12 protein-coding genes are annotated in these 14,465 nt (G+C 65.2%); 6 read left to right on the top strand and 6 right to left on the bottom strand.

Going from position 1 to position 14,465, the window contains the following annotated elements; translation table 11 throughout:
• Together DW178_RS02490 and DW178_RS02485 are read right to left on the bottom strand one after the other, a co-directional pair.
• On the bottom strand, positions 1 to 303 hold a 303-nt coding region (locus DW178_RS02490; protein WP_147363792.1), incomplete at its 3' end, for a FeoA family protein.
• A gap of 321 nt (positions 304 to 624) precedes the next feature.
• On the bottom strand, positions 625 to 1,734 hold the full coding sequence (locus DW178_RS02485; RefSeq protein ID WP_158573989.1) for a phosphotransferase enzyme family protein: 1,110 nt from the start codon (positions 1,732 to 1,734) through the stop codon (positions 625 to 627).
• 226 nt (positions 1,735 to 1,960) lie between these two features.
• On the opposite strand from DW178_RS02485, the gene DW178_RS02480 reads away from it, so the two are divergent.
• The 6 genes from DW178_RS02480 to DW178_RS02455 all read left to right on the top strand — a co-directional run bounded on the left by DW178_RS02480 (position 1,961) and on the right by DW178_RS02455 (position 9,055).
• Positions 1,961 to 3,349 (top strand): amidase, encoded by a 1,389-nt coding sequence (locus tag DW178_RS02480; protein ID WP_118349527.1) that lies wholly within the window; start codon positions 1,961 to 1,963, stop codon positions 3,347 to 3,349.
• A complete protein-coding gene (locus DW178_RS02475) occupies positions 3,342 to 4,382 on the top strand; it encodes a phosphotransferase (RefSeq protein ID WP_158573987.1) in 1,041 nt (346 codons plus the stop codon). Before DW178_RS02480 ends, DW178_RS02475 begins: the two co-directional genes overlap by 8 nt.
• Entirely contained in the window at positions 4,379 to 5,359 is a 981-nt protein-coding gene (locus DW178_RS02470) for a choline kinase family protein (protein WP_158573985.1), read from the top strand. The genes DW178_RS02475 and DW178_RS02470 overlap by 4 nt, the downstream gene beginning before the upstream one ends.
• A 54-nt stretch (positions 5,360 to 5,413) precedes the next feature.
• Positions 5,414 to 5,686 carry a hypothetical protein gene (locus DW178_RS02465; protein WP_118349524.1) on the top strand — a complete coding sequence of 91 codons (273 nt, stop codon included), beginning with the start codon at positions 5,414 to 5,416 and terminating at the stop codon, positions 5,684 to 5,686.
• 1 nt (position 5,687) lies between these two features.
• Complete coding sequence (locus DW178_RS02460; RefSeq protein WP_118349523.1) at positions 5,688 to 7,454, top strand: sodium:solute symporter family protein; 1,767 nt, start codon at positions 5,688 to 5,690, stop codon at positions 7,452 to 7,454.
• Between the two features lie 332 nt (positions 7,455 to 7,786).
• Positions 7,787 to 9,055, top strand: a complete 1,269-nt coding sequence (locus tag DW178_RS02455; RefSeq protein ID WP_158573983.1) for a Zn-dependent hydrolase — start codon at positions 7,787 to 7,789, stop codon at positions 9,053 to 9,055.
• A 550-nt stretch (positions 9,056 to 9,605) separates the two neighbouring features.
• Here the strand turns inward: DW178_RS02455 and DW178_RS02450 are convergent.
• The 4 genes from DW178_RS02450 to eat all read right to left on the bottom strand — a co-directional run bounded on the left by DW178_RS02450 (position 9,606) and on the right by eat (position 14,216).
• Positions 9,606 to 9,947 carry a P-II family nitrogen regulator gene (locus DW178_RS02450; RefSeq protein ID WP_118349521.1) on the bottom strand — a complete coding sequence of 114 codons (342 nt, stop codon included), beginning with the start codon at positions 9,945 to 9,947 and terminating at the stop codon, positions 9,606 to 9,608.
• A 207-nt stretch (positions 9,948 to 10,154) separates the two neighbouring features.
• Positions 10,155 to 11,153 carry a phosphotransferase enzyme family protein gene (locus DW178_RS02445; RefSeq protein WP_118349520.1) on the bottom strand — a complete coding sequence of 333 codons (999 nt, stop codon included), beginning with the start codon at positions 11,151 to 11,153 and terminating at the stop codon, positions 10,155 to 10,157.
• 69 nt (positions 11,154 to 11,222) lie between these two features.
• Positions 11,223 to 12,563, bottom strand: a complete 1,341-nt coding sequence (locus DW178_RS02440) for an aspartate aminotransferase family protein (RefSeq protein WP_118349519.1) — start codon at positions 12,561 to 12,563, stop codon at positions 11,223 to 11,225.
• A gap of 213 nt (positions 12,564 to 12,776) precedes the next feature.
• Positions 12,777 to 14,216, bottom strand: coding sequence for an ethanolamine permease (gene eat, locus DW178_RS02435; protein WP_118349518.1), 1,440 nt, complete (start codon positions 14,214 to 14,216; stop codon positions 12,777 to 12,779).
• Between the last annotated feature and the right edge of the window lie 249 nt (positions 14,217 to 14,465).

Raw genomic sequence — 14,465 nt, 5'->3', positions numbered from 1 at the left:
CGAGGGCGCGGCGGCGGTGCCGGCAGCCTGCGAGCGCGCGGCATCGGCGCCGGTCAGGGCGTCGGGGTGGTCTTGCAAGTCGAGCGCCCGGACGTGCACGTTGTCGGCTTCGCTCAAGCGCAGCGTCAGCTCGTAGCCGCGCACCGTCACCTGGATGGGGTCGCCCATGGGGGCCGCTTTCTGCAGCGTGACCACCGCATTGGGCGTAAGCCCCATATCCAGTAAATGACGGCGAACGGAACCTTCACCGTGCACGGCCTCGACCACGCCCGCCTGTCCGCGCGCAAGTTCGCTCAGCAGCATGTATTCCCCCAAATCAGCGCGGCGTTTCCCATGTGGCGCCCGCGCATGTTTCTCTCGTCTGCCTTCCATGATAAGCCGCCGCGGGAACCAGGCTCCCGAAGGGTGACGTTTTCACGGAACCGACGAAAGCGGGTGGGGCGGCGGGCGCCAGGGATCGACCGCGTGGGCGGAAGGGAGGAGACGGGGACGCAGCGGAAGGAGAGAAGACGAGGCGCAGCAGAGACGCTCACCGCGCATGCAGAGATGGAGGGTTATCCAGCTGCGCGGGGGCGTTTTGGGGGAGATTCGAGCAGCCCGGACGACCGCCGATGCCCCGACCCCCTACTCGAACAACCAGAGGGGGTCTTCCAGGTAGCGTTCGGCACAGGTCACGGTGCCGGGGACCTGTTCGTCGAGCAGGCCGGCGGGCAGCGCGTCCCGGTAATGGTTGCGCGCCCAACCGATCATCTGCAGGCGGCGCAGCATGGACAGCGCACAGGCGAACTCCAGCTGCGCATCGTCGAGCGCCGTCACGCTGCGATAGCCCTCCACCCAACGCTGCGCCATCGCCGGCGCATAGGGCTTGTGTTCCACGAACGTGAGGGCCGCGGCGAAATCGTACAGGAACCACGAGTATCCGCAGTCGTCGAAGTCGATGAGGGTCAGCTCCCCGTCCGGGCCGATGATGATGTTGGACGGCCGCAGGTCGGCATGGATGAGCCCCCAGTTCGCGGACGTGCGGCCATGGCGCGCCACCACCTCGCGCGCCGCCCATTCGGCACGGTCGAACAAAAACGACTCGTCGGCGGAAAGCGGCGCGTCGCGCCAGCTGCCCCAGCGCGGATGATCGCCCGCGATCGCATCGATGTCCCAGGAGAAGCGCGTGAAACCCTGCGGCGGGCGCCACTGCCTCGATTGCGCATGCATGCGCGCGGCGCACGCGCCGATGGTCTCGTACCAGCGCGAAGGGTCCGCCGGCGCCTCGAGCGTGGCGCCGGGGACGAAGCGCGTGCACACGCACAGCCACTCGAACCCGCCCTCGTCGCGGATGGTGGCCACGTCGAAGCCCGATGCCATGGGCAAGGGCTCGACCACGTTCACATCGGCGATGTTCCCGAGCGCGCGCACCCACGACAGCTCGGACGCCACCGCCAACGCGCCGCCGGCGTAATCCGGCTGGCTCACGCGCGCCATCGCGTACGGCTTCTCATCCACCAGCACGGAAAACGTCGCGTTTTCCGACACGGTGACCAGGCGCAACTCCGTTCGGAACACGTCAAGGCCCCACGCGGCGCACACACCCTGGTGCAGCCACCACGGCGCCAGCGACCCCGGTCGGTACACGGCAAACGCCGCCAGCTTTCCCGCCCCGCCCGCAGCGGGCAAAGGCTCGATATCCCTCAGCCCCAACGCATGGGGCAGCGGCCGCTGGCCGCGCTTTCTTGCAGGCACGCGATCCTCCTCGTCCTCGGCTTCGGACGACGCCGGGCGCCGCCTCCTTGCCGTAACCGTACCGCCGCCCACGTTGCGAATCGGTTTCACGGCGAAACGAAACAATCCGTTTCGCGTTTCGAAACAAACCTGAGCGCTTTTCGTTACGCAGCTTCTACGCGAAGGTCGAAAACGCGAAACACCGCACGGGGACAATGCTGCTCGAACACTTCGGTTAGGAGCACACATGCTATTTGGAACGGCACGATTCCGCTCGGCGTACCGTCGCCGCGAGCTCTCGCCCGTCGAGGCGGTCGAGGCGCAGCTGACGTACGCCGGCGAAGTTTCCGACAAGGTGAACGCGATCAGCCAGATCAGCCCGACGGCGATCGACGAGGCGCGCGAAAGCGAACGCCGCTGGGCCGCCGGATGCCCGATCGGCCCGCTCGACGGCGTGCCGGTAGTGGTAAAGGACAGCTACCATATCGCCGGCATGAAGCGCTGGCACGGCAGCGCCATCCACAACGGCGATGCCCCGTCGACCGGCACCTCCGAGCCTATCGCACGGCTGCGCGAGGCCGGCGCCATCGTGGTGGCGAAGACGACCATGCCCGACATGGGCATGCTGGGCAGCGGCATCTCCAGCCAGTTCGGCATCGTCCGCAACCCGTGGGACACGACCGTGAGCCCCGGCGGATCGAGCGCCGGCGTGGGAGCATCGTTGGCATGCGGCCTGGGCGCATTCGGCCTGGGCACCGACATCGCCGGCAGCGTGCGCCTGCCTGCCGCGCACTGCGGTCTGGCCGCCATCAAGCCCACGCAGGGGCGCATCGCCTACTCGCCCGCTTCGACCATGCGCTCATCGGGCGTGATGGGCCGCAGCGTCAGCGACGTGGTGGAAGGCCTGCTCGCAGTGGGAAAGCAGGCACCCACCGACCCGATGTGCCTGCCGGGGGCGTTTCGCGCCACCGCGTTCGAGGAGGTGCTGCAGCGCCTGCCGCGCGCCGGCCTGCTGCTCGACGTCGGGTACGGCACTCCCACCGACCCCGTCGTCGCAGCTGCCACGCAGGCAGCCGCGGCGCGCCTTGAGGCCGCCGGGTTCGCCGTGGAGCCCGTCTCGCTGGGGCTTGGCGAAGCGGATTTCGCCAACGCCGACCTGGTGTTCAAGGCGCACGCCGCCGCGGAGGTGCGCGCGTCGCGCCACCCCGAGGCGGCGCTCGACCTGGTGGGACGATGGCTCAAAGGGGCCGACGCCATCCCCATGGCCGACTACGAGGACGCCATGTGCGGTTTGCTCGCCACCGTGGCGAAGATCGAGCAGGCGGCAGGTTCGTTCGACTTCCTGATAAGCCCCGTCATCCCCACGCTGCCGTTCGCCGCCGATTCCCCCGGCCCGGGCGATGAGGACATGCTGCTGCACCACACGCACTACACGGCCTGGTTCAACCAAACCGGCCAGCCGGCGGCGGTGTACCGCGAGGCCAACGATGCCGCAACTAACCTGCCCATCGGCGTTCAGGTTGCCGCCCGCCGCTTCGACGATGCCGGGGCGCTTGCCGTTGCCGGCTATCTGGAGGCCACGCGCCCGGCCGTTTCCCCGTTCCCCACGTTCGAGAAGGTGCCCGCATATGAATAGCACAGCAACCCTTGAGCGGCCCGCCGCCAAGCCGGCGCCCGTCGACAACACCGTCACCGCCGGCGTGCCGCTGCGCGACGCCAAGGCGACCGTTGCGGCAAGCCGCCCCGTGACCAGCGCCTGGCAGTGGGTCGCGCCCATGACCTGCGACATCACCCCGAGTTGGGTGGGCGGCGACGGCGAGTTCGCCGAAGGCGTCGGCCCGACGGGCCAGCGCGTGGTGCGCCGCCGCTTCACAGACGAGAACGCCATGTACGCATCGCCGATCGAAAGCATCGTGACCGTCATGCGCGCCGCGGGCGAGGCCGGCATCGCACCCGCGGTCGTGGAGGCCGCCGGCAACGACGTCATCAGCGCGCAGCTGCCCGAGACCTGGCGCGGCGCGAGGCTCGACGAGCTGCGCGACACGCGCCTGCTGCTGCACGCGCTGGATGCGCGGCGCGCCGTTCACGAGCTTGACCTGGGGAAGCGAATGCTCACCTGCGCCCGCGGCGTTGCGATGCGCTCCGTGGTGCACGACGTCGCCATCATGCGAGCCCGCTGCGAAGAAGCCGGCATGATGCTGCCGCGCGACGTCGACCGCATCCTGGCGAAGCTCGAGCCGTTCATCGCCGCCGCCCCGACGATCGCCCGCGAGCCGGTGCTATGCCATGGCGACGGCGCCGCGTCGAACGTGCTGTTCGATGCCGCCGACCCCGTCGCCATGCCGAAGCTTTCCGGCTGGACCCTGTGCGGTTTGCGCGACCCCTACGAGGAGGCGGGGTCGGTGCTTTCGGAGCTGCACCCGTTCTGCGTCGTGGACGACGCGCAGGTGCTGCGCCGCCTGGGACTCGACCCTTCCCGCGCGTTCGCCGCGCAGGGCTTCGCCGTGCTCGATGGCGTGCTGTGGGCGCTGATCGGCCTGTGGCGCAGCAACGTGAACGCCGACAAGTCCATCGACTGCACGAAATACGGCATGTGGCGCCTGGTGAAAGCGCGCCACCAGCTAGATCTGTTCCCGGAACTGAACGAATGGTTGGAGGAGGCACGATGAGCAGCATCGTTTCCGAGATGATGGCGGAGCTGGCCCCGACACCTTCCGCGCGCACCATCGCATGCCCGCCCGCCTGCGTCCTGCCCGCCAGCGTGAAGCAGGCCATGGAGGACGTGGAGATGTGGGCCGGCAAGGACCTGATGGTCAAGCCCGTCGACGGCGGCCTGAACAACGAGAACTGGTACGTCCGCGACGAGATGAGCCGCGAGTTCTTCATCAAGGTGCCGGGCACGGGCACGGCGTTCATCGACCGCAGCGTGGGACACGCCGGCGCCATGAAGGCCTCCGAGCTGGGCATCGGCGCAAAAGTGTACGAATTCGACCCCGAGAACGGCGTGGAGGTCACCGAGTTTCTGCGCGGCTACGACACCTGCACCACCACGTCGCTGAGAACGCTCGAACAGGGCCTTGAGGCGATGCGAACTTATCGTGCGTTGCACGCCAGCGAGAAGTTCGGGAAGACGAACATGATGTTCGACCAGATCGACCAGCACATCGCCCAAATGCGCGAGCTGGGGCTTTCCCTTCCCCCGTGGGCAGCGCATCTGCTCGATGACTACGCCGAGGTCAAGCGCAGTTTCCTTGCCTCGGGCATCGATCTGGTGCCGTGCCATAACGACCCCATGCCCGGCAACTTCATGGTCAAGGGCGACACGATGCGCCTGATCGACTTCGAGTTCTGCGGCGATAACGAGGCCACCTACGAGTTGGGCCTGTTCTTCTGCGAGATGTTCTACGACGACGAGGACATGCTTCCGCTTATCGAAGCCTATTACGGCCAGGTCAGACGCGAGGAGCTGGCCCGCATCCGCGTGTCGCGCGTCATGGGCGACCTGAAGTGGGGCATGTGGGGCATCATCAACTCGCAGGTGCGCAACGTGGCGTTCGACTACTGGAAATACGGCATATGGAAGCTCATGCGCGCGGTCACGTACCAGCGCTCCATCGATTGGAGCGGATGCGTGCACGCCATCTGAGCGCCTGGCCTGACGATATTCGGTAACAACCCCTGAATGCAAAGGAGTTTTGAGATGAAGCGGGCGATCTTGAACATGTCGAAGCGCACGAAGAGCCTGGTGTTCGGCGGCGCCTATGCCGTGCTGGTGCTGGCGGCGGTGTTCCCGCCGTTGTACTTTTCGGCAAGCGGAAACGGCACGCTGATCTTGGGCGCACCGGTTGCCATGTGGTACTGGATCGCCGATTTCGCGGCGCTTGTGGTGATGATGTTCGCCCTGTACTGGGTTGAGACGGTGCGCGGCGAGATCGAATGCGAACCCGCCACCGTACCCGCGGGAGGTGAGTAGCATGGCGGTCATGCTGGGAATGCTCGGGGTCTTCTTCCTGGGAATCATCATCGTCTTGTACGTAACGCTGAAGAAGTCGAGCTCGTTCGACGATTACGCCGTTGGCGGGCGCTCGTTCGGCCCGTGGCTCGTGGCCATGAGCTACGTGAACTCGTGGTGGCCGGGCACTGTGTTCATCTCGTTCGCCGGCCTATCGGTGGCGTCGGGCGTGTTCGGCTTCTACGGCCTGGCCTATTCCACGCTGGGGCTTGCCGCCATGTACTTCATCGCCACGCGCGCTTGGCGCTGGGGCAAGCACTACAACCTGGTCACCCAGCCTGACCTGCTACGTTTGCGCTATGGGTCGAAGGCTGTGGGCGTGGTGACGTCCATCATCGGCGTGGTGGCCATCCTGCCGTGGGTCATCCTGGGCATGCAGGCGCTTGCGACCGTGTTCTCCATAGCATCGGGCGGCACGTGGGCGCTGCCGGTATGTTTGCTAGTGGGCCTGGCAACCGTGCTGATCCGCCAGATCTGGACGGTGCGCATGGGCATGCGCGGCCTGGTGTACACCGACATGTACCAGGGCCTTGTGGCCTATGTGATCGCGGCGGCCGTATGCGTGCTGATGCTGGTGGCGCCGAATTCGCCCGCGAACTGGTCTTATCTGTCTGAGCTGCCCAACGAGCTGCTGTTCCTTCCCGGCGACGGCGACTCCTACGGCCCGCTGTACATGTTCAGCAGCGTGTTCACCGGCGTGGTCGGCGCACTGTGCTGGCCGATGAGCTTCGTGCGCATCTACACCGCCAACAACGTGAGGTCCGTGAAGAAGTCCACGAACTACGCCATGCTGATCGCCGGCGGCTTCTACGCCCTGCTCACCGTTGTGATGCTGTCCGCCGCGCATATCACCGGCGTCGCCGCCAACCCGCAGGCGGGCTGGATGACGCTGCTTGAGAACTACGGCGGCGTATGGCTGCTCGGCTTGGGCCTGACCATGATCTTCGCCGGCTCCATCGGGCACATCGACGGCAGCGTGCAGGCTGCGGGCACCCAGATCGCCAACGACATCGTGGGCAGCCGCGTGGCGCTGACCGACAAGCAGAAGACCCTGGTGTCGAAGGGCAGCATGATGCTGTTCATCGCGCTTGCCGCGGTGCTGGCCTATTTCACCAACGGCATGGACCGTCTGCAGCTGCTCGCGCAGATCTCCTACCAGGCGGTCGTGCAGATCTCCGTGCCGCTGTTCCTGGGCATCTTCTTCAAGTTCGGCAACAAGAGCGGCGCGCTTGCCGGCATGATCGTGGGCTTCGCGTGCGCGGCGGTGCTGACCGTGGCGTTCCCCGATGACATCCCCGCTCTAGGCAGCATCACCGGAGGCGTGGTCGCGCTGGCAATCAACCTGATCGTGTACGTGGCGGTATCGAAGCTGACGGGCACGACGGCCAAGGAGCGCGCACGCGTCGACGAGCTGTTCGCGGTGGCCGCGGACGGCGAGCGCAGCGTGGCAGCTGGCGGCGTGACCGCGCCGGGCATGGCGGCGGTTAGCGCGGCCGAGCGCGTTGCCGAGCGCGAGGTTTCTGCGGGTTGCGCGGGTGCCGGTGTTGCGAACGTGATGGCAAGCGCAGTTGCAACCTGCGGAAACGCCGCCGGCGTGATGATCCGCGAGGAGCCTACGGGCGCAAGCGGCGGGCTTGGCACGGGCAAGGTGACAGGTGCCGTATCCGCGGCGCGCGAGGTTGCCGCACGCCACGCGGGAGCCGGCACCGCGACGGCAGGCGTGCTGTAGCGATGGTTGACGCCCGGGCAGGGATGAACGCACCCCCTGCCCGGGCGCACGCGCTTCGCCCACACACCCCCCGAATGCCTCGCTCCGCGGCATTCGCAGCCCCAAAGGCCGATACGTCTGCGTTTGAATCGGGCTCTTGCCAGCAGCGATTCTCTTTCCACCTGCCTGACCAGGTCTTTTGTTTCCAATCTAGTGCCCACTACTTGACGTGCCAGCATCAAACGCAGACGTATCGGCCTTTTCGCCGCCGAGGCGGCCGCGAACCTCGTTTCGGCAGCAAATCCCGCTTTCTTGGGCCCGATTTTCGCCCCCCTCTTTCAAAGGAGCCTTTCGTGAATCAGCAGACATCCGCGCCGCGGCGTTTTACAACCCTGTTCGCCGAGTCAATGGCCATCGGCCGCAAGCCTAACGGCGGCACCGACCGCATGGCGCTCACCCCTGACGATTGCGCTCATCGCAGCTGGTTTGTCAAGCAGCTGCGCGAAGTCGGCGCCGAGGTGCGTATCGATGCTGCAGGGAACATTTTCGGCCTGTTCACCTGGGATAATTCAGCGCCTTACATCTTGTGCGGATCGCATCTTGACAGCCAGGAGAACGGTGGCGTGCTCGATGGCGCCTACGGGGTGGTTGCAGCGCTGTGCGCTGCGCGGGCGGTTGACAAGGCCGTGCGCGCGGGCCAGCTTGCCCCGAAGGCAAATCTTGCCGTGGTCGATTGGACCAACGAGGAGGGCGCCCGATTCGAGCCGAGCCTTATGGGTAGCCGGGTGTTCACGAGCTCGCTGCGGCTTTCCGATGTCGAACAGGCGCAAGACCTGGACGGCATGCGCTTCGACGACGCGCTGCGCGAGGGCGGTTGGCAAGGCACCGACGAACCGCCGCAAGCCGCCGCTTACTTCGAGCTGCACGTCGAGCAGGGCCCCGTGCTCGAGGCCGCGGACGTGAGCATCGGCGCGGTCACGGGCAACTGGGCTGCCGTGAAAATGGACATGCGCATCCTTGGCGAGCAGTCGCACACGGGATCGACGCCCATGTCACTGCGCAAAGATGCGCTTTATGGCATGGCGCTGCTTACCGTCGCCGCGCGCGAGCTTGCCGACGACTTCGCCCGCCGCAGCATCGAGCTGCGCACATCAGTCACGAAGGTGCAGCTGTTCCCCCACTCGCCGAACATCGTGACATCGGAATGCCAGCTTCACCTGGAGATACGCGCGGAGTCTGAGGAGAACGCGCGCGAAGCGGCTAAGCAGCTGACGAATCGGTTTACGGAAATCGAAGCGGCATCCAGCACGCGAATCAAGGTGACCGACACCGAGATGCGGCCGTCCATGGCGTTCCCCGAAAGCGGCATCTCCCTTATCGAGCGCGCTGCTACAACATGCGGGATAACCTGTATGCGCACCAAAACGGTATGCGGCCACGATGCCGTGGCGCTTGCCGCGCATGCCCCGACCGCGCTCATGTTCGTGCCGAGCGTCGGCAGCCATGCCCATGCGCCCAACGAATTCACGAAGCCCGAGGACCTTGCCAACGGTGTGCGGACACTCGAGCAAGCTCTCAGAATCTGCGTGGCCAACGGCGATTTTCCAGCCGAGGGCGAATAGAGGCGCGGCGCACCATTTGTTGCGCGACGATCTTCAACCTCGCGCACCCAACCCGCCTGCAAACGCCACAACGCGCGGCCAAACGCAGTACGACGCAAACCCCATGAGCAAAAGTCGATACGTCTGCGTTTTATAGCAAACTCGCTTCAAGGACGATAGTTTTTCGCGCTTATGACCTGGTGAAATGCGTAGGTCGATACCAGAGTTACTCGCGCGGGGCGGATCTAGACGCAGACGTATCGACTTTTACGGCTGAGAGCGGGTTCTGACAGCTAAAAGTAGGTGAATCCGGCGCGATGGAAGCGGCGGGAGACGAGCTACAGCCGAAACGGCGAGGAGCGGGTAGGAAGCAGCCGAAAGCCGACGGCGACGGGAAGCAACGAAAAACAGCAAAGACCAAGGGCCGCGAAATCCACTTGCAGCCTCTCCCGCTCCCGCGGATTTCGCTGCCCCTTGGCCACTTGCAGCTCCTCGACCGTTCGCGACCATTCCCGCGCTTGCGGCATTCGCGGCCATTCCTGCGCTTGCGGATCTCCTGCTCCCCCGCCCCCTACAGAGCGGCGTCGCCTCGTTCGTTGGTGCGGACGCGGATGGCGTCGGCGATTTCGCGCACGAAGATCTTGCCGTCGCCGAAGGTGGCGTTGCCCATGTCGGCTACCATCTCATCGACGATGGGATCGACCAGCTCATCAGGCACAACAGTGCGCACCGACACCTTCGGCAGCATGTTCACACCGCGGTTGTCATCGCGCGTGTACACCTGGTGAAAGCCCTGCTGGTGCCCATAGCCAAATCCCTGCGTCACGAAAATGCCGCTCTTGCTGAACGCCGACAGAATGCGCTTGACGCGCTCGAGCTTGTCGCCGTTGATGATGACCTCAATTTCCTTCATGCTGCGCTCCTTCATTGCGGGGCACGCCCGCGAACTCGATCTTACTTGCAAACATCTAGTCGGCCACGGCGCGCACTCGCTGCCGGCCGGTCGCGGCGAATCAATCGCGATCGACCATCGTGCCGCTACCCCAAAACGCCTGGCTGCAAGCTTGCGCAACGCGATCGATTCGCACGATCGCCTGCTCCAGCGGCGCCGGCATCCGCGCTACCCGAACAAACGCAGGTAGCGGTCGACCAGGCCCATCGTGCCTTCCATGTAGCCCTTCATGTAGCCTTGTACCGGCGTGGAGTCCTGATGGCTGCCCATCCACGCCATCATCTGGATGCGGCGCTGCAGGATGAACGTGTCGATCTCCACGAAGTCGGTGTCAGTGAACGGCAGCACCTTGCGATAGCCGTCCAGCCATGCGTTGACCAGGTCGGGGACGTCATCGCGCTCCTCGATGAACGTCAGCGCGCCGGCCAGGTCGTGCAGGTGCCAGCCGAAGCCGAAATCGTCGAAGTCGATGACCTTGATCACGTCGCCCTCGACGATGATGTTCGTATCGCGTAGGTCGGCATGGATGACGCCGTAGTTCCGGTCCGTCTTGCCGTAGCGCTCCAGGCGCGCCTTGATGATGTCGCAGCAGCGTTCGATCTTCGCCTGCGCCTCGGGGTACAGATCAGGGTAGTCGCGCCAATTTCCCCAGATGGCGTTGGGACCGATGACGTTATCGAAGTCCCATTCGAAGCGCTTGATGTCCTTCGTGCCGTTCCAGATCTCGGTCTGACGGTGCAGGTAGGCCGTCGTTTCGCCGAGCACGCGGAAGTGCGCCGGCGCCACCTCGGGCGAGTTGTCGTGTTCAAGCGTTTCACCGGTCAGAAATTCGGTTGCCACGCAGAAGTAGCAGATGCCGTCGCGCTCGACCTGCTGGATATAGGACCCGTCGCGCGCCGGGATGGGATTGGCCACCTTCAGCGGCGTGTAGTCGTTGATCTGACGCAGCCAGCTGATTTCGCTCTCGTACTCCTCCAGTTTGTGGTAACCCGGGCGCCCGACGCGCAGCACGAACAGCTTTTCGCTGGTCAGCGGATTGTATACCATATAAGTCGCGTTTTCGGAAAACGCTAGCAGCTTCACGTCGAAGTCGTCGTAGGGGTAGCGCGCAGCTGCCGTCCGCGCCACTCCCATGAACACTTCGGGGTTTTCGAAATTCGTTGCCATCATGATCTCCTTGCAATCGCAGGTGCGGCCAGGCGGACGCCGACGCGGGCACCCGCCACCGCAGCCCTTCTAGCGTTCCAGCTGCTCAAGCGACGTTTCCAACGCGCTGGCGAAAAAGTCCAGGTCGGCGTCGTCGAACACCAGCGGCGGGCGCACCTTCAGCACGTTGCCGTACGGCCCGCACAGCGAGATGAGCACACGGTTCTCGCGTAGCTGCTCGATAAGCTGCACGGCAAAGGGGCGGTCAGCCTCAAGCGTGCCGGGGCGCACCACTTCCACGCCGTTGAACAGGCCCGCGCCGCGCACGTCCGCTAGCTGCGGGTGACGCGAGGCCACATCGCGCATCGCCTCGCGCAGCTTCTCGCCCATCTCGTGCGTGTGCGCCAGGATGTCGTGTTCGCGGATGTAATCGAGCACCGCCTGCGCCGCGGCCATGGACACGGGGTTGCCGGCGAACGTGTTGAAGTACGGGTTATTCTCGGCGAATGCGTCGAGCACGTCGGAGCGGATGGCCATGGCCGAGCACGGGATTCCGTTGGCCATGGGCTTTCCCATGGTGACGATGTCGGGCACGATGCCGTGGCGCGCAAACCCCCAGAACGCATCGCCGGTGCGGCAGAATCCCGGCTGCACCTCGTCGGCGATGTAAACGCCGCCTTCGCGATGTACCAGGTCAACAACCGGTTTCAGGAAACCGCGCATGCCGGGGATGACGCCGTCGGAGGAGAAAATGCCGTCGAAGAGCACGCCGGCGAACTTGATGCCGTGACGGCGCATGTCGGCGATCTGCGCCGAGATCTGGTCGCACATCCACGGCCCCAAATCCTCGGTGCCCAAGCGGAACGTGTCGGGCGAGGGGATCATGCGCATGGTACGGCTCATAGCCACGGTTTTGCCGATGGAAGGCGACAACCCGGAGATAAGCGCCGTGTTGCCGTGGTACGCCTCGCCGGTCACGATGATGCCCTCGCCGCCGGTGTAGAGCTGCGCGCAGCGTACGGCCAGGTCATTGGCCTCGGAGCCCGAGCACATGAACATGATGCGGTCGATCTCGTCCGGCATGGTGGACAGCAGGTCCTCCGCGTAGTCCAGAATGTTCTCGTGCACGTAGCGCGTGTGCGTGTTCAGCAGCTGCATCTGGCGCGTGACAGCCTCGGTGATGGCCGGGTTGCTGTGGCCCATGGAGGGGATGTTGTTGTACATGTCCAGGTACTCGGTACCGTCGGCGTCGAACAGACGCGTGCCGCGGCCGCGCACCAGGTGCAACGGGTGCTGGTAGAACAGGCGGTAGCACGGCCCGAGCACCTTGCGGCGCGCGACAAGGTCGTGCAATTCGCCGTCTAGGGTGTCCAGGTTGTCCATGTTAAAGCTGTTCGATTCCATGATGCCGCATTCTTCGGAAGTGCTCATGTTTTGCCTCGTTTCGTACGGGAAATAGCGGATGGGAGTTTGTGGGGAACGTGCGGGGCGCGCGGGCACGAGAAAGGGCAGGCCAAATGCTGCCGGGCACGGGACACGCGGGACGCGAAGGGAACGGGCGCGTACACCCGGGTACCGGGCGCGGGAGGCGACGCGGTGACTGCGGGGCGCAAGGCCCAGCGGTCGCGGCCGTCGCGCAGGCCGCTAACCCAGTTCCGCTTCGGCGGCCTTCAGCGCCGCGAACTCTTCCTCGGGTGCGTTTCCGGCCAGGTGTTTTCTCGAGTAGGCGAAGAAGTATGCCATGAGGCCCGCCAGCACGGCCAGCGTGCAGCCGGCGGCGAAGGCGTCGACCACGAAGGTCGAGACGACGGCCACGAGCGACAACACAAACGAAATGCTGGTCAAAACGATGCCGCCGGGCGTCTTGAAACCGCGCTCCATGTCGGGTTCTTTCTTACGCAGGATAATGTGCGACAGGTTCATCATGGCGTAGGACACGCACGCGGCGAACACGGCCATGTTCAGCAGGATGTCGCCGTTTTGCACGATCGCGGCCAGGGCGAACGCGATGGCGCCGAGCATGATGAGCGCAACATACGGCGTCTTGCGCGAACCGGTGACCGACAGGAACTTCGGCAGATAACCGGCGCGGGACAGGGCGAACGCCTGGCGGGAGCCGGAGAACACCGTGGAGAAGAACGACGCCACCAAACCGGCGAGGCCCGCGTAGTTCACGAACGTCGCCAGCGGGCCTTCGCCCACCTCGTTCAGCGCGTCGACCAGAGGCGCAGCTGCGGTGCCGGCGAATGCGGCCCCGGCGCCGCCGGCGGTCAGAATGAGCACAAGCGCTCCGGTGACCATGAGCGTCAGCATGGCGCCGATGATGCCGCGGGGCATGTCGCGTTTGGGGTTGGCCGATTCCTCAGCGGCCAGCGGCACGCCTTCGACGGCCAGGAACAGCCAGATGCCGAACGGCAGCGCCGAGAGCACGCCACCGAGCCCGAAGGGCAAAAGCATGGTGCCGCCGTCGACTGCGGGCGCGATGTTGAACAGGTTCGCCACATCGAAATGCGGCGCGATGCCGACGAAGAACGCGATGAGCGCCACCATGGCGATCGCCGTGATGCCGAACACGATTTTGAGCGCCTCGCCCACGCCGATCAGGTGGATGCCGACGAACACGACGAAGAAGAAGCCGATGATCGCGGCTGACGGCACATTGGAGAACAGGCCGAGCGCATGCACGTACGCCGCGATGAACGTCGAGATCGCCGCCGGGCAGATGGTGTACTCGATGAGGATGGCGAATCCGGTGAGCGCGCCGCCGACCTTGCCCATGGCGCGGCGGGCGAAGCCGTAGCCGGCGCCGGCTGCCGGCATCGCGGACGACATCTCTGCCAGGCCGAGCACCATGAACAGGTACATCGCACCCATCACCAGAAACGCGATCAACATTCCCAGCCAGCCGCCGTAGCCGATCCCATAGTTCCAACCTGAGAAGTCTCCACTGATCACATACGCGATTCCAAGGCTCATCAGCAGCACCCAGTTAACGGAGCCCTTCTTAAGCGATCGCTTTTCGAAGTACTCTTTCGATTCCGCCGTTGCGCCGCCGAGAACCGCCGTGCCTGCGGGTGGGGTCATAAGGCATCACATCCTTCGTCTCGTTTCCTACCTAGCAAATGTCGATCGATCCGTTTGCACGGTTTGCATAGTAGGTTCGAGGGTGCGAAGGCCGCCGGACAACCCGCGCGTTAGCAAAGCTTCAACCGAAGCGAAACAAGCGCGAAACGCAGCGGAAGCGAACGCGTTACATGCGCCCGCAGTGCGAAACGAGCGCGAAATGCGCGGCCGGAGACGCAGGCGGGTGGGAAACGCGCGCACGGGGCCGCA

The organism is Eggerthella sp. AM16-19 (assembly GCF_003474385.1).
In the GTDB taxonomy this organism is placed as follows: Bacteria; Actinomycetota; Coriobacteriia; order Coriobacteriales; family Eggerthellaceae; genus Senegalimassilia.
Note: the sequence above shows the minus strand (reverse complement) of the source record. Positions and strands in the feature narration are given on the sequence as shown.

What these genes read in the sequence shown, in the direction of transcription:
- DW178_RS02475 (WP_158573987.1), top strand. Translation starts at nt 3,342, where the DNA reads ATGAATAGCACAGCAACCCTTGAGCGGCCCGCCGCCAAGCCGGCGCCC.
- DW178_RS02450 (WP_118349521.1), bottom strand. Translation starts at nt 9,947, where the DNA reads ATGAAGGAAATTGAGGTCATCATCAACGGCGACAAGCTCGAGCGCGTC.
- DW178_RS02440 (WP_118349519.1), bottom strand. Translation starts at nt 12,563, where the DNA reads ATGAGCACTTCCGAAGAATGCGGCATCATGGAATCGAACAGCTTTAAC.
- eat (WP_118349518.1), bottom strand. Translation starts at nt 14,216, where the DNA reads ATGACCCCACCCGCAGGCACGGCGGTTCTCGGCGGCGCAACGGCGGAA.
- DW178_RS02445 (WP_118349520.1), bottom strand. Translation starts at nt 11,153, where the DNA reads ATGGCAACGAATTTCGAAAACCCCGAAGTGTTCATGGGAGTGGCGCGG.
- DW178_RS02460 (WP_118349523.1), top strand. Translation starts at nt 5,688, where the DNA reads ATGGCGGTCATGCTGGGAATGCTCGGGGTCTTCTTCCTGGGAATCATC.
- DW178_RS02470 (WP_158573985.1), top strand. Translation starts at nt 4,379, where the DNA reads ATGAGCAGCATCGTTTCCGAGATGATGGCGGAGCTGGCCCCGACACCT.
- DW178_RS02480 (WP_118349527.1), top strand. Translation starts at nt 1,961, where the DNA reads ATGCTATTTGGAACGGCACGATTCCGCTCGGCGTACCGTCGCCGCGAG.
- DW178_RS02465 (WP_118349524.1), top strand. Translation starts at nt 5,414, where the DNA reads ATGAAGCGGGCGATCTTGAACATGTCGAAGCGCACGAAGAGCCTGGTG.